Here is a 23,171-nt window from a genome sequence, read left to right as displayed (position 1 = left end):
AACCTTATTAAGCAACCATGACGAATAGTTAATTTTATCTCTTAGGTCTGCTACGATTTCCGTCATGCAGATAGCCACTTAGAAGATACCATATTCCTATTCGCTTGACCCACTAGAAAATTTCTTTGGGAGCGACCCCTTATCTTTTTAGAATAAGACTAGTATAAGGCTGGTTTTTGTTGAAAATTGTAAGAAATATTATATTATATCTATAAAGAAAAATCAAGTAAAAATATTTACAAAAAAGAATTAATTTTCCATTTTATTTTATGTATTCTAACAATGTTGTATACTCCTTCTTCCCATCCTCATAACCATGATTATAGAACTCATTAAGCTTTTCCACACTTTTTTCAAATCTGGAAACAGGAGGAAGAGTTGGACGCATAACAAAAATATCTCCCTTTTTCTCAAGTTCATCTATATAATCCATTGTTTTGTTATATACTTTATACCTATTTTCCAAAGCAGAAATTAATCTTGGATAAGCCGCATATTTTCGTTTGCACAATCTTATCATAGTTTTTGAAGGTACTTTTTTACGATAGCCCTTGTTTCTTGTTAATATAACTACAATCTTTTTATTTCCTAACTCCATTGCTCTATCTATAGGTACAGAATCAGCAATACCCCCATCAAGATATGGAATATCATTAATCCATACCATAGGTGCAATCAAAGGCACACTGCTAGAAGCTCTGCATATGGACATAAGTTCCTCTTTTTTATCAGGTTTCATATACTCCGCTTTTCCACTTACACAATTAGTAGCAACTATTTCACATTCAGTATCAGAATCAAAAAAAGCCTCATAATCAAATGGAAAAACTATATTAGCAAAGTCATCAAATAATAAATCCATATCTATCAATTTGCCTTTTTTAACAAGCTTCCTAATACCATAATACACATTTTCTTTCTTAGTAATTATCATACAATCCTTAGATCTTCCAATCTGTCCAGAAATATAATCTACACAATTACATGATCCTGCTGAAACCCCTAATATATTAGACACTACTAATTCTTGCTCCATAAAATAATCCAAAATACCTGCTGTATATACTCCTCTAGTAGCACCACCCTCTAACACCAATGTTGCTTGATACATTACATAATACACCACCTTATAATTACATACGAATGATTCATAAACATTGGTATAATTATAATACAAAACATTTATTTTTTCAATTATGAGACAGTAACTAATTTTATTCCTGGACCATCATGAACAGAGTATTTCATGTTTACAATAAAATCTATGAATTTAATAAAATAAAAGATTGTCTTACCAATAGATAAATTTTGGTAAGATGCCCTTTGTAATATTATTTTGACAATCTTTTTTCTTCATACATCCTAGAATCTGCAACATTCATGATTCTTTCTAGGGTATCTCCATCTATTGGATAAGTAGCAAGTCCAATACTAGGTACAACCTCAATATGATTATCTTGATATTTAAATCTAAATAATGTTTCTTCCCTTATTATTCTAAAAGCATATTCTAAATCTTGTAATTCATTGATATCAGAAACTAAGATAAGAAATTCATCCCCACCTATTCTAAATCCTCTTTTTTTATTAATTCCAATAGCTTGGATTCTCTTAGCGAATTCAATCAAGACTAAATCTCCAACCTTGTGACCATAATTATCATTTATGGCTTTAAAATGATTAATATCAATTAAGAATAGACCAATAAATTCATTATTTGCTTCTGCTTTTTTTAATATAGTTTGATAATAGTAATCTAAAAAATATCTATTATTTAATCCTGTCAATTGATCATTCATAGCTTGATAGTTTAACTGGTACCTTGTATAGAAAATTATATGGAGAAAGATACCAATTATTAGGCCGATTAATATACTTAACGCTCTATAAGCCAAAATTATTGTTTTATTTTTTTTCCATCCATGTAATGGTTCTATAACAACTTTCCATTTATTATTAAGAATTTCAATATTTAGAACTAGACCCTCTCTGTCAATTAATTTGCTATCACCATGAAAGGGTTGCAAAGGGAAATCCTCTAGATTATATATGGTTACATTAAGCTTTGATTCTTCTGCAATTACATCCATATATTCGAGATATTTATCTCCATCTAAAACAACGCTTATCTGCCCCTTATATTCTCCTTCAAAGACTATTGGTAAACGAGCTATGAATCCAACTCCTCCTTGAATTAAATTTACAGGTCCAATAAATAAGCGTTTTAATGTTTTTTTTACCTTAATTATATCATCTTTCTGACTAGTTATTGTCGTCAAATCGACTCCTATAACTTCTTTATTACCTTCTCTTGGATAATTCCATATTACTGTTGTATCCTCCATAATCCCTATATTTCTTATAAGGGTTTTTTTTGTGGATAAAAGATTATCTAGATATTTATTCGAATCTTCTTCTGAAATATCTGGATTGATTTTTATATATGTCATATACCCTTCTAATAAATTAATACTCTCATTAATAATAGTTTCTGCTCTTGATTGAAACCTAAGAAATCTTTCTAAAACTTCTAACCTCTGTCTTTGATTATATTTGTTTTCTATAGTATCAATAGATAAAAAAAACAATGTCATAATAACTATACTTATAGAAACACCTATACCCATAGAACAGATAAATTGTTGTCTCTTTGTTTTAAGTTTCAAATATAGTCCCTCCGTATTATCAGTCTACAAACAAGTGAAGAGATTCATAATAACTTTACTCTTTTAATAATAAACATCGTTATTCTATATATTACTTATAACTCGCACTATGTACATATTATACCATAAAACAGATAATAATTCTATGTTACATGTTACTCCATAAAATAATTTACTATAGCTATAACATTAAATTTAAAATTAATATTGATTTTTACTTTTTCTAGTGGTATATTGAAGATACTACACCGAAAGGAGATTTCCAAATGCTAAAAGGAAAAACTATCGTTATTGGTGTAAGTGGTGGAATTGCAGTATACAAGGTATGTGACCTTGTTAGTAAACTAAAGAAATTAAATGCTGATGTACATGTAATTATGACTAAATCAGCTACAGAATTTGTTGCACCCTTGACGTTTCAATCATTATCATGGCAACCTGTGATTGTAGATATGTTTGATAAAATAGTTCAATGGGATATTGAACATATTGCTTTAGCCAAGTCAGCTGATTTGTTTCTAGTTGCTCCTGCTACAGCTAACATAATAGGTAAAATAGCAAATGGAATAGCAGATGATATGTTATCAACAACCATCATGGCAACTAAAGCACCTATAGTTATTGCCCCTGCTATGAATACCAACATGTATCAAAATCCTATAGTACAAGATAATATTAAAAAACTAAAGAATCATGGCTATAAATTCATTAAGCCAGATTCAGGAAGATTAGCATGTGGTGACTTAGGCATAGGAAAACTAGCCAATGTAGACACTATTATTGAATCAATTACCATGAATTTATTAGATGATAAACCTTTTGCTGGACAAAAAATATTGATAACAGCTGGACCAACAAGAGAAGCTCTTGACCCAGTTCGTTATATGACCAATCATTCTTCTGGCAAAATGGGTTATTCTATTGCTGAAGCAGCAGTGATAAAAGGAGCAGAAGTAACATTAATATCTGGACCTGTTACCTTAGAAAAACCCAATAACCTAAAAAAATATATTCAGATTGAATCAGCTGAAGAAATGTTTACTGCCGTGAAAGACAATCTGAAAGACCAGAATATAATTATTAAATCTGCAGCTGTAGCAGACTATCGCCCAGAGGTTTATGTAGATAAAAAAATAAAAAAATCAGACGATGATTTCAAGCTTACACTAACCCGTAATCCAGACATACTAAAATGGATCGGCATGCACAAAACCCCAGAACAATTAATAGTGGGATTTGCAGCTGAAACCAACGATGTTATGGAAAATGGAATTAGTAAACTGAAGAAAAAAAATATTGACATGATAATAGTTAATGATGTCACTAGGGCAGATGCCGGTTTTGGCACTGATACCAATTGTGTAACATTAATTGACAAAAAAGGTAATAAGAAAACCTATCCAGTTATGCCTAAAAAACAATTAGCCCATAGTATACTGGATTATATTATAGCTAATCTCTAAAAAATTTAATAGATAATATCTGCTTTGATTCATAGAACAAAGACAGTATCAAGGAAAAACATGGTATATTAATTATTATATCCTACCTTCTTAGACGCTGTCTAAGAAGGTTTTTTTAATGTAGCTTATGAAAAAATAGGAGGTTTCAATGTTTGGATTTATAGGAGCTGGAAAAGTTGGAACAACATTAGGTATGTATTTTAACAATATGCATCTACCTATCAGTGGTTATAATAGTAAGTCACTTGCATCAGCTAAGAAAAGTGCTGCTTTAACCAATAGCAATACTTATGAAAATATTACCCAATTAGTTGATTCATCAAAATATATCATGATAACTACTCCTGATGACTTAATAGAAGATGTTGTCCTTCAATTAATATCAATAAATGCAAAATGGGATGATAAAGTGGTTTGTCATACAAGTGGTACTCATCCCTCCACTATACTTGAACCTCTTTCCAAATTAGGTTCAACTACCCTATCACTACATCCTATGTTATCATTTGCTGATATTAATTATGCATTAACCATGTTACCGCAAACACCACTTACATTAGAAGGTAAAGGAAACTTGACTGATGATTTCAGAAAAATACTGCTAAATATTAATTTAGAAATACACAACATAAGTTCAGAGCAAAAGTCCCTATACCATGCAGCAGCTTGTATAGTATCTAACTATCTTGTTACTGTAATTGATACAGGATTAGAAACTCTTAACAGAATTGGATTAAAGCAGGAATCATCATTAGAACTAATAGAATCCTTAGTAAAAGGAACAATCAATAACATTTTTGAAAAAGGGACTGTGAATGCTCTGACTGGACCTATGGCTCGAGGTGATGTCCATACTATCAAGACACATATACGAGCTTTATCTAGAGAAGATAGAAGCCTGGAACAATTTTATCGTTTACTAGGTGATAGAACTCTAAGTCTAGTAAAAAAACAAAACAAATTAAACGAATACACTCTAAATACTTTAAAGGAGGTATTACAAGGTGAAAACTGTAACTACACAAACAATAAGGAACAAGAAAAAGAATAACAAAATAATAACAATGTTGACAGCATATGACTACCCTACAGCAGCTATACTAGATGAAACAGGTATTGACATAATATTGGTTGGCGATTCATTAGGAATGGTTATCTTAGGTTATGAAAATACTACAGAGGTAACTATAGAAGATATGCTTCATCATGTAAAAGCAGTTTCTAGAGGCAGTAAACACTCATTAATCGTTGCTGACCTTCCCTTCCTAACTTACCACACAGGAAAATACGAAGCTGTGAGAAATGCAGGACGTCTAGTTCAAGAAGGCAAAGCTAATGCTGTAAAACTTGAAGGCGGAACAGAAGTAATAAAGCAAACCAAAGCAATTATAAATGCAGGAATCCCTGTTATGGGACATATAGGACTAACCCCTCAATCAATTAATCAATTAGGCGGTTATTATATTCAAGGAAAATCTGAAGAAAAAGCTAAAAAATTACTTGAAGATGCAATGGCTCTAGAAGAAGCCGGAGCATTTGCAATTGTACTTGAATGTATACCAACGGAATTAGCAAAACTTATTACAGAAAAGGTAGAAATTCCTACTATAGGTATCGGTGCAGGTTCTGACTGTGATGGTCAGGTATTAGTCACCAATGATATATTGAACCTATATTCTGATATAGTACCAAAATTTGTTAAGCAGTATTCTAATGTACAAGATGAAATCATGAAAGCTGTCAGCAATTATATAAGAGACGTAAAACAAAAGACTTTTCCTAGTAAAGAACACGTTTTTCATATAAAGCAGGATGTAATTGATTCAATATATGGTGGAGGGAAAAAATCATGAAAATATTTAATGATATAAATAAACTGCGAAAACATCTGGAAATCTATCGTACAGAAGGCAAAACTATAGGTTTAGTGCCTACTATGGGATATCTACATAAGGGACATATCTCTTTAGTACAAAAATCAGTTACAGATAATGATATAACAGTACTAAGTATCTATGTAAATCCCACTCAATTTGGTCCTACTGAAGATTTGGATAAATACCCAAAAGATATAGAAAATGATAAAAAGCTTGCCAATGAAGCGGGAGTAGATGTTATTTTCATACCAACCAATGGGGTAATGTACCTAGATAATCACGCTACTTATGTCACTGTTAACAATCTTACAGATAATCTATGTGGTAAATCAAGACCTACTCATTTTAGAGGTGTAACAACTATTGTAACTAAATTATTCAATATAGTTCAGCCAAATCAAGCTTATTTTGGACAAAAAGATGCTCAACAGGCTATAGTCATCAAGAAAATGGTTAAAGACATGAACATGCCTATTGATATAATCATCTGCCCTATTGTAAGGGAAAATGATGGTCTAGCATTAAGTTCTCGTAACACATACCTAAATCATGAAGAGCGCAATCAAGCTACTATTTTATATGAATCTCTCCAAAAATCAAAAGAGTGTATCAAAAACGGTGAACAATCAGCCACAATCATAAAAGATATCATTAAAAAAATGATTGAAGAAAAACCTTCATCAACTATAGACTATATAAGCATAGTTAATGAAGATACACTTAAAGATATAGATTATATTCAGGGTAATATTCTCATTGCTCTTGCTGTTAAAATCGGTCAAACAAGATTGATTGATAATCTAAGAATGGAGGTAATCTAATATGTTAATTGAAATGATGACAGGAAAACTACACAGAGCAACTGTAACTGATGCTAACCTCAACTATGTAGGAAGCATCACCATTGATGAACACCTAATGGAATTAGCAGATATATTGCCTGGACAGAAAGTGCAGATAGTTAATAATAATAACGGCTCTCGATTAGAGACATATGTAATAAAAGGAGAACGTAACAGCGGTACCATATGTCTAAACGGAGCAGCTGCCAGACTTGTACAACCAGGTGATATAATAATCATTATCGCCTACGCATTGATGGATAAAGAAGAAGCTAAAAACTATAAACCAAAAGTTGTTGTTCTAGATAACAAAAATCAAATTCTTGTTTAAACCCAGTAATATTCTCAATCAATTTGACTATAACTAACCTTATATTAATTGTTCATTATATTTATTAGAGTAACATGTTTCATAACTTAAAATATAATGAAGCAAGTACAATAATAAGAGGTTATAATGAATATGACTAATAGCGAACAAGAAAATAGTATCCAACATCAAGGTAATAGAAAAACTTATGAAGTAGATAAATGGATAAGAGAATATGAAACAGGAATTCGTGTCCCAAAATCTAAAAGAGCAAAAAATAATTTAGACAAAGCATACGAAAATGCAAAACAATATATAGAAAACGATAAAAAAATTGATTATTATAAAAAGCAAAAGAAATACCAAGAAGAACAAAAGAAAAAATATAAAGGTAGTGAAATACAAAAATATCATCAAAATAATATTGATAAATTAAATGACCAAATAAAGGATACAAAAAAAGAAAAACAAAAAAATTATAAACAATGGAAAAAATATGATCAAGCATATCAAAAGGAACAGCAAAAAGCAAATAAAAAGAGATAGCTGTTAAAAATAATACTATAAATAAAATGACTCTTCAATACTTAATATTTTTGAAGAGTCATTTTTCCATTTATTAGCTTAGCATTATATCTAATCCTATCAACGAGGGCATCCTTCTGAATATACCTATCATCCTGTTCTTCTAGCAGCTAGAACTGATTGTTTCTCTTAGTAGTCTTATATCAAGATTCTACCCCCATTATTTTAAGATTAATTTTAAGTGGCTAACTTGAATTTAATAGTAAATATAGATCCTTTTCCAAGTTCACTGTCAACTGTTATTATGCCTTTATGTGCTTTCACTAGTTCCTTAACTATGGATAATCCTATACCAGCACCGCCTGTCTTTCTACTCCTTGATTCATCCCCTCTATAGAATCGTTGAAATATATACGACAAATCCTCTTTCTTAATCCCTATACCAGAATCAATAAATCTAATTATGGCTTTGTCTGTGTTTTTTGTCAATGTAACTTTTACAATGCCTCCACTATTGGTATATTTATAAGCATTGGTTAGTAGGTTAACGAATATCTGTTTCAATCTATCCCTATCTCCATTTACATATATATCTTTTTCTAATTCAACTATAAGCTTAATATCTTTACTATCCATCAGTGGTATGAATCCCTCAATTATAGTTGACAACTCATTTTCAATATTTATCTTACTTGTATTAAGTCTTAGGTGTTCGCTCTCAACTATCACTAATTCATTGAGATCATTAATTAGTTTGGTCATTCTCACGATCTCATCATTCAATTTTGCAAGTCTCTCTGGTGATGGCTCTAGAACTCCATCCATCAATGCTTCTATTTGGCTCCTAAGTACTGCCAGAGGACTTCTAAGTTCATGGGAAATATCGTTACTGAGTCTTTTTCTTAATTGTTCTTGTTCACTGAGCTGCCTAGCTAATTCTTCAATAGAAGTTGCTAATTCGTTTAATTCTTTTGTATCAGTTTTTATTGATTTTACACGTTCATAATTACCTTTTGAAATATTATGGGTGCTATCCTTTATCTCAATAATAGGACGTGTAAGTCTTCTAACAAGTAATAGGCTTAAAAAAATAGCAAGTAACACAGCTATAAAAAATGAGATTACATATAATATATTTATTGTATAGATAAAATCATTATCTTCTTTTGCAGTGATAATGTTTTTATAATGTCCTATACTAAGATATCCAATTGTTTGACCTTCATAACTCAATTTTTTCTCTAAATAAGTATAGTCTTCCTTAAAAGGTTTTTTATGCATAGCTTTACCCATTCCAATGGCTTTACCCATTCCCATACTGCTGACAAATATAACTTCCTTATCTATATCTTGCAATACAATCTCTACATTCTTAAAATGTGCTTGCTGTTTCAGATAAGACAGCTCTCTATTATCAATAATGCCATCATTCTCAATACTAGTATTAACATATGTTATTATTTCTTCATTATCAACTTTATTTTGCTCTATCACATAATCGGTAAAATAATATTTTATTCCTATATTAGATAATATGATAATTACTATTACTGTAACCAATGATATTATTATAGAATTTTTTACTATTCTTTTACTGAGACTTACCATAACCATTTCACCCATTTCTAATCCTTTTTACCTTTAAACTTATATCCTACACCATAAACCGTCAAAAGATATTCAGGTTTTTTTATATTATCTTCCAATTTTTTACGGAGGTTTTTAATATGTGCATCAATGGTTCTATCATACCCTACAAATTCATAACCTAGAGCTACATCTATTATTTGAGACCTAGTAAATACTTTGTTTGGGTTTTTAACAAAAAGTAATAGAATTTCATATTCATTAGGAGTAATATTAAGTATCTCTCCAGCTTTCTTAACAATGTGTTCTTCTTTATCAATTATTATGTCATTATTATTGAATGATATTATATTATCATTGTTAATTTTAGTTTTTTTATTAGTACGTCTAAGTATTGCCTTAACCCTCATAACCAATTCTCTAGGACTGAAAGGCTTAGTCAAGTAATCATCTGCCCCAAGTGCTAGTCCATTTATTTTATCATCTTCCAAGCTTTTTGCAGTAAGCATTAATATAGGTACATCTGATTCTTCTCTTATTTTTTCACAAATCTTTTCACCAGATAAATCTGGAAGCATCAAATCTAATATTATAAAATTGGGATCAATATTTTTATAGAGGGATAATCCTTCTTTCCCATTATCAGCAGTAAAAACCTCATAATCTTCTTTCTTAAGATATGCTTCCACTACTTCTAACAATCCATGTTCATCATCTATAATAAGTATTTTTTCTTCCATTTTTTTCCCTTTCATATAGTCATCAAGTTCTTGGATGTTAATATATAAATAGTACTTTTATTATATTTTATCAAATTACCTTTATATATGCAAAAAAGCAGCTATGAGCTGCCTTTTGCATCTTTTGAATTAAGTATTATTTAGCTCTTCTTCCATAGACTAATCCTCTACCGCCATTGCGTCTTCCATAGCCATTACCATTACATGCTCCTCGTCCATTTCCCTTTCTACGACCTAGACCAATTTTTCGTCCTAATTTCTGTGGATTACTTGGATCACAATTACTAGCATTTTCTTTTATATTTGCTATGAATTCATCAGCTTTCTCTCTAGTTAAGTGACCTTGCTCTACTTTCTCTTCAATCAAGGCTATTTTTTGTTCTACCATCTTATCTACAAATTCATCATAGACTTCATTTTCCTTAGCTAATTCACCGAAAGTCTTACCTTCTTGTCTTAATTCATAAGCTTCTTCTTCTGTAATCCCAGTAAGGTCTGAATAAATTTGTGCTGGAGTAGCTGCAAATGCAGCCATTCCTACTAATAGTGAACCTAACAAACCGAATGTAATTAACTTTGTTTTTTTCATATATATTTCCTCCTTTTTGATTTGTTATTGTAATTATAAAATAACAATATGAAAAAGTTATGAAGAAATAAGAAAATCAAAATAAAGTTTTATCAATATCCTTTTCGTATAGAAACATTGCTGATAACTTATCTATCTTAAGTCTCTTAGTTATCATGTCACATTTACATAGGAACAGATAGAAAATGTTATGACCGCTACCAGATAATGTCTCAAAATTCCCTTGTCCTTTGGATATAATCATATCTGCTTTATTATAAAATACCTCTTTGAATTCGTCAGATACTTCATCTAAATCTGTACCAGGAATATCTGTACCATTATTTATTATTTGGGCATGTTTATCTATACCAACAAAATAAGCATCTTCTTCATTAGCATCATTAAGTGCTGGTTTACCTCTTGTTGCAAAATAGATTGTTATATCAGGAAACTCTTTTTTAATTTCTTCCAGTAAAATTTTATCAAAAACAATTTCACCTGTATTGTCTCCTAGATATAATATTTCTTTTGCATTAGATAATTCCTTATAGAATTTATCATACACCTCTTTATCAATTTCACTCTCCATAGTTCTTTTGATGATATCTTCAACAAGCTTCATAGTAATATTATCAAGAGCTCCAAAATCAACTATATTACCAGCCATAGCTATTCTAATAGCATCTAGGAATCTATTGTCAGAATCATAAAGCATTGTCTTTATATTATCTTCCATAGCTAATAATTTTTCATTAAAAAGCTTCTTTTCTTCTTTATAAAAGTCTTCAATACCTGTAAGATTATGTAATATTCTCATTACCTTAGTGCTTATGTAAGGAGCTGTTTTTTCATATTCAGTATCAGCAACTTCTAATAGAACCTTGTTCATAAATTTATATTTCTCTTTTTTGTCTTCAATATATTTGTCAGCTAGTTGATTAGCTTTATTAATAATACAAGCTATACAATCTACATGTGAGTACATACTTTTTTGTATCCTTTCTACTTATATTTTGTTCAAATGCTTTTATTTTATATTTTAAATATCTTTTTTAAATAATTAGAAAAATCTAGGCAAGATGCCTAGATTAATATTACTCTACAAATTTAACTGCTGTTCCATATGCAATAACTTCAGCAGCGCCTTGCATGATAGCACTAGAAGCATATCTGATATTAACAATACCATCAGCATTTAGAGCTGTGGCTTCTTCAACCATACGTTTTGTAGCTAATGCTCTTGCTTCATTCATCATTTTATTATACGTACCAAGTTCACCACCAACAATTGTTTTAAATGAACTCATAATATCTTTACCAACATGTTTAGATTGAATAGTGGAACCTTTGACGATTGATAGTGTTTCTAGTTGTTTTCCTGAGATGTAATCAGTATTTACTAAGATCATCTTCATTTTCCTCCTTTAATTCATCTAGTCTTCTTATAAGATTTACTATAAGTGCAATAATTACCCATATTATACCTATAGCAAATATCACTCCAATAATCTTAACTATTAGAACGTCTGAGATAATTGCTTTAAACGAAAAGCCATATAGCATGAGTGCATTTATCAAACATAATAATACTGTTATAAAAATAGGTGCAAACTTCTTACTCATATTGGTCACCTCTCTGTAAAAAACATGTTATGGGTCTCATATTATTACTTTATCTAATTGATAGGCATCATAACACCTATTATTATAACTCATCTATCTCTATATTAATAATAGAAATATTCAGTATCTATTTTTTTATAAAAATCTTTTGACTTGGATTTAAAGGGCCTGTGATTGAAAAACAAACATTTATCTATGTTATTTACTCCCTCTAAAGCCATCTTAGCTGCGATGATACAATCTGTAGTTGGTTCTTTTTCTGCAAAACTTGCTTTGTGAGCTGGTGGAAATTGCACACAATATGTCTTGTCATAAATAACACCTTTTATTGTACTAGGAAACTCTGGACTATTTTTCCTATTTATGACAACATTAGCTACAGCAATCTTTGCATCAAAGCTTATATAATTAACCTCAGCAGTTATTATCTTGGCTAATAAAATCAGATCTTCGTCTGTATAACCTCTGTTAAGCAGACTAGTAGCTGGAACAACAAGATTTTCTCTAAGTATTTTTACAGTATATACTTTCTTCTTCCAATCTACTGTGCAGTTCATACCTTCTGCAAAAAATCTTATAGGAACCATAGTTCTATCATCTACTACTGGTGGTACAATTTCAAGTTCATATTGCTCACCATTAATATCTACAATATTAGAGTCTGTAGATAACTCAATTTTATTATCTGCTTCATTGATTGTTATCTTATGTGTATCTCCATCCCATAGAACTTCTGCACTTAGAGCATTGGCTATGGATCTTAGTGGTACATACACAGTATCATTCATCATGATTGGTTCAGTATCCATAATAATATAATTATCATTTACTTTTACTGATATTGGGGGAACTTTATCTATTGCTAATACTGGAACATTGAATAAAATAATGGAACTCATACATAAACATATTAATGTTTTACATAATTTTTTCATTATATTTTCTCCTAATATTATTCCTCGTCTTCTGGGTATTTTTCTTTTGTTATTTTCTCTTCCTTAACATTATCTTTCTTTTTTGCAGTAAATTTATCCATTATATTAGGAACCATATCAATTATTTTAGTTAAGCTATCTTGATTTTTAACATTAACTAATTTTGTTTGACCATCTTGGATTACTAGAACAGCACTTGGACTAATCTTAGCACCTAATGCTCCTCCACCAACACCTTTTGTTTTTTCTTTTGCTTCTTCAGAAGCCCCTGCACCTACACCAAATGAAACATCAACTAATGGTAGTATTATAGTATTTCCAATATTAATGGCTTCGCCTACTACTGTTTTTGTAGAAACGAAATTTTCCATTCCATTAAATAATGATTCTACAGTTTTTTTAAAATTTGATTCCATTTATTTTCCTCCTTAAGTTCATAGATATATTTTTTATACCTTATATGTTTTATATATTTTTCTTACTCTTTTATCTAAAATAATACTTAATGTATTTTTTAGTAACACAATTAAATATATTTTCCCTTTTCCATAAAAACATCCTTGAAGTATTTTCTCATTGAAATCAGGGACAACTTTTAATTTATTACCAGTAACAGTATATAATATACTTACTACACCTACTACATATCCTGTTGAAGCAGGATCACCAGTACCAATAATCAACTTAGACTGAAATTTCTTAGGTAAAATGTGTTTTATCATTTTTAACACTTTATCTTTTATCATTTTAATGACAGCTCGATTTTCTTCATTTTTTATAAAATCTTTTATTGTACTGTATATTTGTTTCCATTTACTATTTGTTGCCTTATCTTTGTTAACTTTATTATCTTTTTTCTTTTTCTTCTTGGTCTTTTTTTCTTTTATTTTATTATTTTTTTTAACTCTATTTTTATTTAATTCTTCACTTTTTTGATTAACCTTGTCTCCCAAATTTACTTTGTCATTTTTGTCTTCTTTTATTTCATCTTTTTTCCCTTGCAAATCATCTTTTTTGGTTTTAATATTGCACTCTACATTATCTACCTTAGATTCTGATTTAACTATAATATCTTTTTTCTTTTGTTTTTTCCTACTCTTTTTATTATTAACTTTTTTTACCTTTTTATGTTTCTTTTCTGCCATAATGTCTTTACCAAATATTTTTAGGCTCATTTTGGTATCATTATCCATATGATATTTAAATGATACTATATGAAGTAACCAATTAACTTTCACATCCAACTTTATTGTATCATATTTTTCACCTTGAGTACTATATCTTATTGGTACAAACAGTATAGTTAATATACATAATACCACAAATAGTATTATAAACAATATTATATATAAAAAAATTTTTAATAATCCAAGTAATATAAATAACATAATTAACCACCTGTATACCTTATTTTATACTTTTAATATACTGCTTAAATAATTTTTTCTTTGTTACCTCAATGATAATAAGTGATACAATGGCACTTACAACAAAGATTCCTACTATAATCATAGCTGTTTGGAAGAAAAATATTTCTGGCACTATATTAATTAGAATATCTGTCTTAGGATCTAATAACCATAGATCATTAGAAAAAAATATTTCATGAAATATAGTAAAATATTTATTGAAATCAATTAATAATAAGCCACTTAGTATTAATATCAACATAATTATAACAGCAAATACATATTTAACCATAGAAAATGTAATGGTCAGCATCTTCTTATTTGTTATAGCCATATAACTAATGGCTATAACAAATATAATCAAACTAATATTTCTTATATATGTACCTATAACAAATATTTTTTTAACATCAACCATATGGCTTTTTTCACGTTCACCAAAAACCTCTTGTTCTCTGCCATTTATAACAGCTTTCATATCTAATGATTCTCTGGAGTCTTTTAGATAGGCTATCATATTAATAGTAACTTTAGTTAGTTCATCAAGACTCATGTTTGTTTGTTCTAAAATGTCATGTCTTTCATACTGACATTGATAATGATTTATATTGTATGCAACAACTTCTACTGAAGTAAATAATAAAATAAAAAATAGTAAAACTCCAATTATAATACTACCAACAATATTTAAGTATTTCATAGAATCCCCATTTCTTTATTAACCTTATATATCGTAATATAAATAATTAACTAGTCTTAAAATAGGCTTTTAAATTAACAGTAGAAGAACTGGTATACACATCATCATATATGTCTCTAACCAACTCAAATGCATTATCTCTGCCCTTGGCAATACCTATTATTAAAAATGTATTTCCCTTATCTTGTAGTCTATATAATTCAGTTGATAGTAATATTTCCATAGGATTTTTTGATTCTTCTATACACGTCAAAAAATAAACATCCCTTATATGTTTTTTTCTTTTTAGCTTCTTAAATATTTTATTTGCTTTTTTATCATTGATCTCTTTACTTATATATATGTTGTCTGCATATTCCATATAAACACCCTTTTAACCTATGACTCTAAATGATGCATTATCAATAACATCAAAATAACTTATATTAATAGTATAGCAAAAAAAAATTATAATACAATATATTTTTGGTATTAAGTAATAGTATTATAGTATAATAAAAATCCTTCCATCAAGTGTAATCTTAATGAAAGGATAATTCTTATTAGCTAAGTGCTTTTTCAAGCTTAGGTATCTTATTAACAGGAAAAGCTCTAAGAAGCTGCATATATTGATTCTCAGATAAACCTTGTGTAGAACAATATAATTCAATTTTTCTATCTACATCAGCGTGTTTATAGTTCTCAAAGAATTTAGTAAATTGTTTTTGCTCCATTTTCGTCTACCTTTCTTGTATAATTGTTAATCAATCATAGTTGATAATAATATTATACCCATAAAAAAATATAATATTATTAGAAAAGTATTTTTTATGCAACCAATAATATTTAATTATGATAAAGGCGATAGATCATCTATTACCTGTCTCAATAACTCCTTAGAAGCATTTTTTTCATTTAAATCAGAGCATTGTTCTAATGAATTAATAATATAGCTGTGGATTTCTTGGGGTTTCTTGAATGTCACTGGTAAATAATATAATAATCGTGACATAATTGCTCGTCTGTATATTTGAGATTTATCCTTTAGATACTCATCAATACAAAAAATTAATTCCTTTTTGATTTTTGCTAGAGTAAATTCATCTATTCTATCATCATCTTCTGTCATATCCATTTTTTCAGGATTCATAAAATAACTTGACGTAGCTGACATATAATCTAGTTTTTGTATGTTTTTATAAGTAACAGAAAAACCATATTCCTTAATAAACTTATTATACTTTGTATTCGCTGTTTCTATTACTGGTGCATATTTTTCTATATCACCCAGATTAGTTTCTATAACACCTTCTATTCTTTCAAGTGAGTTAAAAAGTTCATCATCAGCACCAATCTTTTCACCTTTTATTTTAATTATATGAAATAACTCATCTACTATATGTAAAGTATCATTATCAGCAAATGAACTAAACCTGTCACAATAACTGATTTCTATCAAGTTGTTTATGATACTAGCTCCTAACGTATATACTGAATAAATCTTTTCAATTTTATTTGCTATATCTATTTTGATATCAACAATGTTATCATATTGTGGCTTTTCTATATTCTTATAATCCGTATTTCTAAGAATCTCTATATTCTCCCATATGTCTCTATGGTAACCTTTATAATCTTGTCCAAGTATTGCAGTACCTTTTAACATATCAATAAAATTATTTAAGTCTGATATGTAAGCACCTTTGTATAGTTCAAGTGAATTCTCTATATATTCATGGAATTTATTTTTAGTTATTCTTATAGGTAGCTGACTTAAAGTCAATTTTATCTTTTCATTTATTACTATATTTTCATCTGTCTCAAAGATGAATTGTAGAAGATTACCAGCAAAACTACTATCATCTTCTAAGTCATAATAATTATGAATGAATCTACCTTCTATTCTATTTAAAATGTATTCATATGTTTCAACTTCATCAGTATAATATGATAGCATCTCAATATTTGACTCGATTTTATCCCTAATTTTCATTAAATCTTGTCTCTCATAAACTAAACTTTCAAGATTTGCGTAGTTGTCAAATATTGCTATAACCCATTTAGTTATTTCTTTGGATTGGCTATCTTTTAATAGGTAATTATTATTTTTTGTATCATCCAACATCTCAAGAAAAGTAATACAATTAAATAATAGATCATAAACAGCAACTTTATATTGACTAAACTGATAATTTTCTGCTAACTGCTCTAATGTACTTTCTAGATTTTTATTAGTTCTAATATTGTTTTTTATGGTAGAAAAATTCATTGGTTCCATTTATCTTATCACCTTTCTCCGTATTTATTAATAGAATATGTTATTAATATCATTATAATTGTATATAGTAACATTATTCCAATGTAGTTCAATAAATCAATGATATCAAATCCTACAGTAATAATATCTATCAGATAATTCAATGTCCAATAATTAGGAATTAAATAGCATAGACTTTTAATTCCCCAAGAAAGCAAGTCAATACTGAAAAAACTACCGCTGACAATTCCCATAATCAATATAAATATTGTGAATATCATAGTATATGTATCAGTCTTGTCTATTACACTAGTAAAGAACATAATCAATGATGATATACTTATAATAAACATAAGTAATGCAATAAAAGTACCAAAAAATATTTTTAGATGATTATCTGTAGCATATACACTATTGATTATCGAAAAAATCATCCCAATGATACTACCTGAAACAACTAGACTCAAATAGTTGCCTAATATAATAGTTGCATTATTAGTACTTGTTATCTGTATTTTCCCTAGCATACCATTCTCTTTATCTTTAATAATGCTAATAGCAGCAAATAATAAGAAAAAAGATATAAAAGAAATGATTATACCTAATATCATCTTTTTGTAAATCAAATCATTATGAATAGTCTTTTCATCAATACTGGATTTGTTGCTATCAACAAATTCAACCTTTATATAATAATGCTTATCATTACTATAATCTTGCATAGAAAGCCCATATTTATAAGCTTCTTTTAGAATAGCATCTTTGCCATCATAATCATTTTCTTCTAAAGATCTTTCTAGTAGATTGATACTTTTAGTCAAACATAAATCTCTTAATACTTTTTCAGCAAATATGTCTCCTATAAATTTTGCAATATTGCTACCTCTTATATAATAGACATCAATAATCTCATCATATTTCTCATTGATAATATTGTCTTCTAGATCTTTTTTTAATATATATATAGCTTCAATCTGTCCATTTTTCAATTTGCTCATTGCTTCAGTTTCAGTACTACGGATAACACGTAAAATCTTATCATCATCCAGATTATCCAATATATTCTTAGACATGTCAGTGACATCCTTGTCTACTACGGCAACAGGTATGCTACTACTCTCATCAGCATTATGATACAAAGTACCAACGAGCATACAAGGTAAGCTTATCATTATAATTAATAATATAATAATTATTTTACTTTTAAACAATAACTTCAATCTACTTTGCAATATGTTAAACAACCTGTTCATACTATCACCATTTTCTATACTTTATTTCTTTCTGGTACATTAGTTGCTATTTTTGTATCTTACAAAAGATAAGTATGTAAGCAATATACTCATTAAAATAAACACACCCATAATTATAATACCATACATGTACTTATACCCACTATCTAAATATAGCATTCCTTTAATCATCCAATAATTAGGAGTAATCACAGCTATCTTTCTTAGTACATCAGGCATATAATGTATTGGAATTATACTGCCACCTATAATGGCATTTATGAAAATAAATATATTACTGACTAATATGACATTCTCATCTCTTTTTAACAAGCTAGAAATAAACATAGCAAAACTCACTGCAAACAATATGCAGTTTATAATATATAAAACTATATATCCTAGATTATTATGAATGGTTAGATTGGTAGTGATTGATATCATTAAAAACCATACTATTACAATAATAAAAATAAAAACTGTAGAGCTAAGTAATTTACTTAATAGATATCTAAAAATTGATATTCTAGCTATTTTTAATCTTTTAAAACACATATGCTCTCTTTCTCTAAGTAAATCTATAGCTGTAAATATAGACATGTACATTAAGAACATCATTATTACCCCTATAAAAAAGTAATTAACTGATGTGGTAGAAGGTATATTGATTAGTTCATTATATCTAAAAAATCTATTTCTTCCTACTGAAGTCATAACTAATTCATAGGAGATTTCATTGTTATACAATGAAATCTCCTCATTAGTCATAGACAGTTCTTTCATTTTATCATATAATACTTCTACTCCCACTTGAACAGAAGTAATATAATTTTCATAGCTTTCCATAACATTTTTAAACAAAATTGCTTTCACAGGGTCCTTATAAGCAATTTTGACCTCTACTGGATCTTTCTCAAATCTCATCAAACTATCAGCAAAATCTTCGGGAACTTCAACTAATGCATCATATTTTCCTTGTTCAAAAGCTTCTTTTAATTCATTATTTCCAATATTTATATTGATAAAGTCGGTAAACGACTCATTACCTTTATAAGCTTCAATAAGAGCTGAACTATACAAGCTTTTATCATTATCAATTATACCTATGTTGATAGGTTTTACAAATGATTTTTCTACTTGGCTATTGGTAAAAAACAAGAATACAAATACAAATATAGCTATAGGTAAAACAAACAATAAAATGTTTCGTTTTTTTTCTCTTATCAACTCTTTGAAATTTTTATTAAATAGTCCCCAAAAAGTAATTATCATTTTACTGCATTTGACCTCCACTAAACTGTCCTATTAATTGACTTAAGAATGGGTTAGTCATCACCTTACCCATTATTGTATTTTGCATTTCAACAATTAACTCTTCTATCTGTTGTTGATCAAGTTCTATAGGATTAACACCTTCTGATTTGTCAACACCATTAAACTCAAGTTTCTTATCTATTGAGTTGATTACACATTCTAATTTTACTCCCATTTTCATGTTTGCCTTAGTATCATTAATCTCTTCAATGAAATCAACTTTTCTTATGGTATTGTTCTTGTCAACAAAAACATCTGCCTTAATATTAATTCCTGCTTCCATTAGATCTGTTAAGGTATTAATATCAAATCCTTCTTCTGCCATCTTCTGCAAGATAGTTTTACCATCTAATTCATCTAACATATCTTCATAATTATTCTTGAATTCTTCGATACCATTTTTAAATTCTTCCTCAGTTATATCAAAATATGTATAATCTTCATTGGCAATAATTTTTTCTGAAACTTTATCAACAACTTCATAAATAAATGCTTTGGCATCTTTATCAGTTACCATTTCATCCATTATCTTAAAAACAAATTCCATCATTTTAGAATAATCGAATTGTAATGGATACTTATCACAACTAATATTTTTATCACCAACTCTTACTGATTCTTTAGTTATATTTCCTAGTATTCCTTTGACAAATTCACTAGTTAATTCATTGTATTTACTTTTATCAATATTTTTAGCTGATGGATAATTATCTTTGTCTAATAGTTCTAGATAATCTTTCCAATCAATACTAATGTCTGTTTTTTCTTTTATCTTATTGAATAGACTGTCCCATGTAACGTAGAGAGTCCTATCATATATGAAAGGTATATTGATTCCAACTAATTCTTTATCAACATAGAAATCAGCAGCCATTAGTTTATTATTCTGCATATTAACGTTGATAACCCCTTCCATAATATGCTCTTTTTTATCCATTTTAGTATTTACATCAAAACTAAAATCTTTAATGATATTTGCAACAAGTGCTGCTTGTGGATCACTAGTGTCCATACCTTGAATGTCTAAATCAGTAAAAGAAAAGTTATAATCTAAGTCTATTGAGTTAGCTTTTAATAATTTTTCATAAGCATCTACTAATTTCTCTTCCCCGCTTTTTTTACTAAATAAGTTTTTTCCAAATATTAATACTGTAGCTAGAGCTAAGACTGCAACTATAACTCCAACAGCTACTCCAGCAACTACTTTATTTCCTTTATTACCTCTATTATTACTATCGTCTTCCTTAATATCGTTAACTTTTTCTGTACCTTCTTCAATAACTTCGTAAATGTCATTATCCATCACGTTGTTATCGGTAAGATTATTATTAAAATCTGTTCCTACAGTACTATCTTGTATAGTCTTATCGTCATTTTGATTAAGTTGCTTGTTGTCATTTTCCATAGATAAATTCTCCTCATTAATTATTTCTGGCTCAGCATTATCTGTAAATTTATACCCACAGATACCACAAAACGTAGATTCTTCTAAGCATTCACCATTACATTTTGGACATTTCTTCATAATTCCCTCCTCAGTTTATAATAATATTCTTATTACTTTATTTTATTTACTATATTTAAAATAATGAATAAAAATAGGAAACTATTTCATATGCAATGTTATTTTTAACTAATGCCATCGTTAAATAATTATGACATAAAACAAGAATATTTTCAATATAATTTTATTTCCTTTTTATATAAAAAGAACATTCCATGTATTTGCGATGATACCTTGGAATGTTCTTCACATTTCATTATAGAACTCTTCAACATATGTTCTAATTGAATTATTCTTTAAAATTATCCATTATTCCTTTAAAAACATCTTTCAAACTAGTTGATATCTCTGAGTCATCATTAAATTTATTAAATTCTTCTTTATTAACATCGTCTTTAGCTTCTTTTATACTAAGTTTTATTTTCTTGCCTTCTTCATCTATGCCTAGTAATTTTACAGTAACTTTATCGCCGATTTCTAGAACATCTTCTGGTTTCTCTATTCTTTTGTCAGCTATTTCTGATATATGAACTAGTCCTTCTATACCGCCTTCTAACATAACAAATGCTCCAAAACTTAATAATCTTACAACAGTACCTTCATAGATATTGCCTTCAGTATATTTTTCTTTTATATTAAGCCATGGATCATCATTAACATTTTTTAGTCCTAGTGAGATTCTTTCTCTTTCCTTATCAACATCAAGTACATATACTTCAACATTGTCCCCTACGTTTACTACTTCTGAAGGGTGTTTAACTCTCTTCCATGACAAATCATTAATATGTACAAGTCCATCTATACCACCTATATCAACGAAAGCTCCAAAATTAGTGATTCTCTTAACTACACCAGACATTCTATCATTTTTATTAATGCCCCCAAGTAATTTATGCTTTTTCTTTTCTAGTTCTTCTTTTTCAAGTTCTTTTCTAGATAAAATAACATTTTTCTTTTCTACATCTAAGTCAATTACTCTTGCTTCTAGTTCTTTACCTACAAACTCATTCAAGTCTTCTACATAATTAACTGATAATCTAGAACCAGGCATAAAAGCTCTTATACCTTTTATAACGCACTTAATTCCACCTTTAACTGCTTCTTTTGCAATTACCTTTACTGTAGTTTTATTCTCAAAAGCTTCTTTTAATTCATCCCAAACTATGATTTGTTCAGCTTTTTTAATAGAAAGCAGTACATTTCCTTCACCATCATGTAGATCTGTGACTTGTGCTTTGATTATGTCATTTTCCTTATATAAGTCTTTTAGACTTACATCTTCATCATGTATTATTTCTTGCACTGGTACAATACCATCAGAAATATATCCTATGTTAACAAGTATTTCTGTATCAGTTACAGATAATACTTTACCTTCAACAATATCACCTTCTGCAAGTTTAACAAAAGTATTATCAATCTCCTTAGCATAATCTTCCATTGAAGGTGTATTCTCTACTTCTGTTTCTTTGATTTCTTCTTTAACTTCTTCTTTATCCACAGCATCCACGATTTCTGCTGAAGACTTCTCAGTAAATTTTTCGTCCATTTTACTTCTCCTTTCTAATAACTTAACTTTCGTAGCAACAAGAATGCTACGAAAGTTGTCTAATAAATATACCTTATTATATAATACA

At 28.7% G+C, this 23,171-nt stretch carries 25 protein-coding genes; 6 read left to right on the top strand and 19 right to left on the bottom strand.

Going from position 1 to position 23,171, the window contains the following annotated elements; translation table 11 throughout:
• Positions 1-262: 262 nt before the first annotated feature.
• Both N4A55_RS12780 and N4A55_RS12775 read right to left on the bottom strand, forming a co-directional pair.
• The gene (locus N4A55_RS12780) at positions 263-1,111 is read right to left on the bottom strand and encodes a patatin-like phospholipase family protein (RefSeq protein WP_293757001.1); all 849 of its coding nucleotides are present in this window, start codon (positions 1,109-1,111) and stop codon (positions 263-265) included.
• Positions 1,112-1,331: 220 nt separating this feature from the next.
• Positions 1,332-2,666, bottom strand: coding sequence for a diguanylate cyclase domain-containing protein (locus N4A55_RS12775; RefSeq protein WP_293756999.1), 1,335 nt, complete (start codon positions 2,664-2,666; stop codon positions 1,332-1,334).
• Positions 2,667-2,932: 266 nt separating this feature from the next.
• Here N4A55_RS12775 and coaBC point away from each other — a divergent pair, with 266 nt between their 5' ends.
• From coaBC to N4A55_RS12745, 6 genes are all read left to right on the top strand, one after another.
• Positions 2,933-4,129, top strand: coding sequence for a bifunctional phosphopantothenoylcysteine decarboxylase/phosphopantothenate--cysteine ligase CoaBC (gene coaBC, locus N4A55_RS12770; RefSeq protein ID WP_293756997.1), 1,197 nt, complete (start codon positions 2,933-2,935; stop codon positions 4,127-4,129).
• Positions 4,130-4,277: 148 nt separating this feature from the next.
• A complete protein-coding gene (locus tag N4A55_RS12765) occupies positions 4,278-5,180 on the top strand; it encodes a Rossmann-like and DUF2520 domain-containing protein (RefSeq protein WP_293756995.1) in 903 nt (300 codons plus the stop codon).
• A gap of 13 nt (positions 5,181-5,193) precedes the next feature.
• Complete coding sequence (gene panB / locus N4A55_RS12760; protein ID WP_293757226.1) at positions 5,194-5,982, top strand: 3-methyl-2-oxobutanoate hydroxymethyltransferase; 789 nt, start codon at positions 5,194-5,196, stop codon at positions 5,980-5,982.
• A complete protein-coding gene (panC, locus tag N4A55_RS12755) occupies positions 5,979-6,827 on the top strand; it encodes a pantoate--beta-alanine ligase (RefSeq protein WP_293756993.1) in 849 nt (282 codons plus the stop codon). The genes panB and panC overlap by 4 nt, the downstream gene beginning before the upstream one ends.
• 1 nt (position 6,828) lies before the next feature.
• On the top strand, positions 6,829-7,179 hold the full coding sequence (gene panD, locus N4A55_RS12750) for an aspartate 1-decarboxylase (protein ID WP_293756991.1): 351 nt from the start codon (positions 6,829-6,831) through the stop codon (positions 7,177-7,179).
• A 126-nt stretch (positions 7,180-7,305) separates the two neighbouring features.
• Positions 7,306-7,704, top strand: a complete 399-nt coding sequence (locus tag N4A55_RS12745; protein ID WP_293756989.1) for a hypothetical protein — start codon at positions 7,306-7,308, stop codon at positions 7,702-7,704.
• A 216-nt stretch (positions 7,705-7,920) separates the two neighbouring features.
• Here N4A55_RS12745 and N4A55_RS12740 read toward each other — a convergent pair whose 3' ends face one another.
• From N4A55_RS12740 to rpsA, 17 genes are all read right to left on the bottom strand, one after another.
• Positions 7,921-9,306 carry a sensor histidine kinase gene (locus N4A55_RS12740; protein ID WP_293756987.1) on the bottom strand — a complete coding sequence of 462 codons (1,386 nt, stop codon included), beginning with the start codon at positions 9,304-9,306 and terminating at the stop codon, positions 7,921-7,923.
• A 2-nt stretch (positions 9,307-9,308) separates the two neighbouring features.
• Entirely contained in the window at positions 9,309-10,025 is a 717-nt protein-coding gene (locus tag N4A55_RS12735) for a response regulator transcription factor (protein ID WP_293756985.1), read from the bottom strand.
• A 121-nt stretch (positions 10,026-10,146) separates the two neighbouring features.
• Complete coding sequence (locus N4A55_RS12730; RefSeq protein WP_293756983.1) at positions 10,147-10,599, bottom strand: hypothetical protein; 453 nt, start codon at positions 10,597-10,599, stop codon at positions 10,147-10,149.
• Positions 10,600-10,675: 76 nt separating this feature from the next.
• Positions 10,676-11,566 (bottom strand): damage-control phosphatase ARMT1 family protein, encoded by an 891-nt coding sequence (locus N4A55_RS12725; RefSeq protein WP_293756981.1) that lies wholly within the window; start codon positions 11,564-11,566, stop codon positions 10,676-10,678.
• A gap of 109 nt (positions 11,567-11,675) precedes the next feature.
• The gene (locus tag N4A55_RS12720; RefSeq protein ID WP_293756979.1) at positions 11,676-11,990 is read right to left on the bottom strand and encodes a YbjQ family protein; all 315 of its coding nucleotides are present in this window, start codon (positions 11,988-11,990) and stop codon (positions 11,676-11,678) included.
• On the bottom strand, positions 11,971-12,204 hold the full coding sequence (locus N4A55_RS12715; protein ID WP_293756977.1) for a hypothetical protein: 234 nt from the start codon (positions 12,202-12,204) through the stop codon (positions 11,971-11,973). Before N4A55_RS12715 ends, N4A55_RS12720 begins: the two co-directional genes overlap by 20 nt.
• A gap of 104 nt (positions 12,205-12,308) precedes the next feature.
• A complete protein-coding gene (locus tag N4A55_RS12710) occupies positions 12,309-13,139 on the bottom strand; it encodes a stalk domain-containing protein (protein ID WP_293756975.1) in 831 nt (276 codons plus the stop codon).
• A gap of 17 nt (positions 13,140-13,156) precedes the next feature.
• The gene (locus tag N4A55_RS12705) at positions 13,157-13,555 is read right to left on the bottom strand and encodes a GerW family sporulation protein (RefSeq protein WP_293756973.1); all 399 of its coding nucleotides are present in this window, start codon (positions 13,553-13,555) and stop codon (positions 13,157-13,159) included.
• A 33-nt stretch (positions 13,556-13,588) separates the two neighbouring features.
• Complete coding sequence (locus tag N4A55_RS12700; RefSeq protein WP_293756971.1) at positions 13,589-14,527, bottom strand: DUF2953 domain-containing protein; 939 nt, start codon at positions 14,525-14,527, stop codon at positions 13,589-13,591.
• A 19-nt stretch (positions 14,528-14,546) separates the two neighbouring features.
• Entirely contained in the window at positions 14,547-15,248 is a 702-nt protein-coding gene (locus N4A55_RS12695) for a TIGR01906 family membrane protein (protein WP_293756969.1), read from the bottom strand.
• Between the two features lie 46 nt (positions 15,249-15,294).
• On the bottom strand, positions 15,295-15,609 hold the full coding sequence (locus N4A55_RS12690; protein ID WP_293756967.1) for a hypothetical protein: 315 nt from the start codon (positions 15,607-15,609) through the stop codon (positions 15,295-15,297).
• Between the two features lie 181 nt (positions 15,610-15,790).
• Positions 15,791-15,961, bottom strand: coding sequence for a hypothetical protein (locus tag N4A55_RS12685; protein WP_293756965.1), 171 nt, complete (start codon positions 15,959-15,961; stop codon positions 15,791-15,793).
• Between the two features lie 116 nt (positions 15,962-16,077).
• A complete protein-coding gene (locus N4A55_RS12680) occupies positions 16,078-17,505 on the bottom strand; it encodes a hypothetical protein (RefSeq protein WP_293756963.1) in 1,428 nt (475 codons plus the stop codon).
• An 8-nt stretch (positions 17,506-17,513) separates the two neighbouring features.
• Positions 17,514-18,737, bottom strand: a complete 1,224-nt coding sequence (locus tag N4A55_RS12675; RefSeq protein WP_293756961.1) for an ABC transporter permease — start codon at positions 18,735-18,737, stop codon at positions 17,514-17,516.
• 39 nt (positions 18,738-18,776) lie between these two features.
• A complete protein-coding gene (locus N4A55_RS12670) occupies positions 18,777-19,988 on the bottom strand; it encodes an ABC transporter permease (RefSeq protein WP_293756959.1) in 1,212 nt (403 codons plus the stop codon).
• 1 nt (position 19,989) lies between these two features.
• The gene (locus N4A55_RS12665) at positions 19,990-21,555 is read right to left on the bottom strand and encodes a hypothetical protein (protein WP_293756957.1); all 1,566 of its coding nucleotides are present in this window, start codon (positions 21,553-21,555) and stop codon (positions 19,990-19,992) included.
• 268 nt (positions 21,556-21,823) lie between these two features.
• Positions 21,824-23,083 (bottom strand): 30S ribosomal protein S1, encoded by a 1,260-nt coding sequence (rpsA, locus tag N4A55_RS12660; RefSeq protein WP_293756955.1) that lies wholly within the window; start codon positions 23,081-23,083, stop codon positions 21,824-21,826.
• Between the last annotated feature and the right edge of the window lie 88 nt (positions 23,084-23,171).

It is taken from the genome of Vallitalea sp. (assembly GCF_025211055.1).
Classification (GTDB): Bacteria; Bacillota; Clostridia; order Lachnospirales; family Vallitaleaceae; genus Vallitalea.
The sequence above is the reverse complement of the archived record's forward strand: the minus strand, read 5'-3'. Positions and strand labels throughout refer to the sequence as shown.

Coding starts and splice junctions, on each gene's coding strand:
- rpsA (WP_293756955.1), bottom strand. CDS start 23,083: ATGGACGAAAAATTTACTGAGAAGTCTTCAGCAGAAATCGTGGATGCT.
- N4A55_RS12745 (WP_293756989.1), top strand. CDS start 7,306: ATGAATATGACTAATAGCGAACAAGAAAATAGTATCCAACATCAAGGT.
- N4A55_RS12720 (WP_293756979.1), bottom strand. CDS start 11,990: ATGATCTTAGTAAATACTGATTACATCTCAGGAAAACAACTAGAAACA.
- N4A55_RS12665 (WP_293756957.1), bottom strand. CDS start 21,555: ATGAAGAAATGTCCAAAATGTAATGGTGAATGCTTAGAAGAATCTACG.
- N4A55_RS12765 (WP_293756995.1), top strand. CDS start 4,278: ATGTTTGGATTTATAGGAGCTGGAAAAGTTGGAACAACATTAGGTATG.
- N4A55_RS12695 (WP_293756969.1), bottom strand. CDS start 15,248: ATGAAATACTTAAATATTGTTGGTAGTATTATAATTGGAGTTTTACTA.
- N4A55_RS12705 (WP_293756973.1), bottom strand. CDS start 13,555: ATGGAATCAAATTTTAAAAAAACTGTAGAATCATTATTTAATGGAATG.
- N4A55_RS12715 (WP_293756977.1), bottom strand. CDS start 12,204: ATGAGTAAGAAGTTTGCACCTATTTTTATAACAGTATTATTATGTTTG.
- N4A55_RS12740 (WP_293756987.1), bottom strand. CDS start 9,306: ATGGGTGAAATGGTTATGGTAAGTCTCAGTAAAAGAATAGTAAAAAAT.
- N4A55_RS12780 (WP_293757001.1), bottom strand. CDS start 1,111: ATGTATCAAGCAACATTGGTGTTAGAGGGTGGTGCTACTAGAGGAGTA.
- N4A55_RS12685 (WP_293756965.1), bottom strand. CDS start 15,961: ATGGAGCAAAAACAATTTACTAAATTCTTTGAGAACTATAAACACGCT.
- N4A55_RS12680 (WP_293756963.1), bottom strand. CDS start 17,505: ATGGAACCAATGAATTTTTCTACCATAAAAAACAATATTAGAACTAAT.
- N4A55_RS12710 (WP_293756975.1), bottom strand. CDS start 13,139: ATGAAAAAATTATGTAAAACATTAATATGTTTATGTATGAGTTCCATT.
- coaBC (WP_293756997.1), top strand. CDS start 2,933: ATGCTAAAAGGAAAAACTATCGTTATTGGTGTAAGTGGTGGAATTGCA.
- N4A55_RS12730 (WP_293756983.1), bottom strand. CDS start 10,599: ATGAAAAAAACAAAGTTAATTACATTCGGTTTGTTAGGTTCACTATTA.
- panD (WP_293756991.1), top strand. CDS start 6,829: ATGTTAATTGAAATGATGACAGGAAAACTACACAGAGCAACTGTAACT.
- N4A55_RS12735 (WP_293756985.1), bottom strand. CDS start 10,025: ATGAAAGGGAAAAAAATGGAAGAAAAAATACTTATTATAGATGATGAA.
- N4A55_RS12670 (WP_293756959.1), bottom strand. CDS start 19,988: ATGATAATTACTTTTTGGGGACTATTTAATAAAAATTTCAAAGAGTTG.
- N4A55_RS12725 (WP_293756981.1), bottom strand. CDS start 11,566: ATGTACTCACATGTAGATTGTATAGCTTGTATTATTAATAAAGCTAAT.
- N4A55_RS12690 (WP_293756967.1), bottom strand. CDS start 15,609: ATGGAATATGCAGACAACATATATATAAGTAAAGAGATCAATGATAAA.
- N4A55_RS12700 (WP_293756971.1), bottom strand. CDS start 14,527: ATGTTATTTATATTACTTGGATTATTAAAAATTTTTTTATATATAATA.
- panC (WP_293756993.1), top strand. CDS start 5,979: ATGAAAATATTTAATGATATAAATAAACTGCGAAAACATCTGGAAATC.
- N4A55_RS12675 (WP_293756961.1), bottom strand. CDS start 18,737: ATGAACAGGTTGTTTAACATATTGCAAAGTAGATTGAAGTTATTGTTT.
- panB (WP_293757226.1), top strand. CDS start 5,194: ATGTTGACAGCATATGACTACCCTACAGCAGCTATACTAGATGAAACA.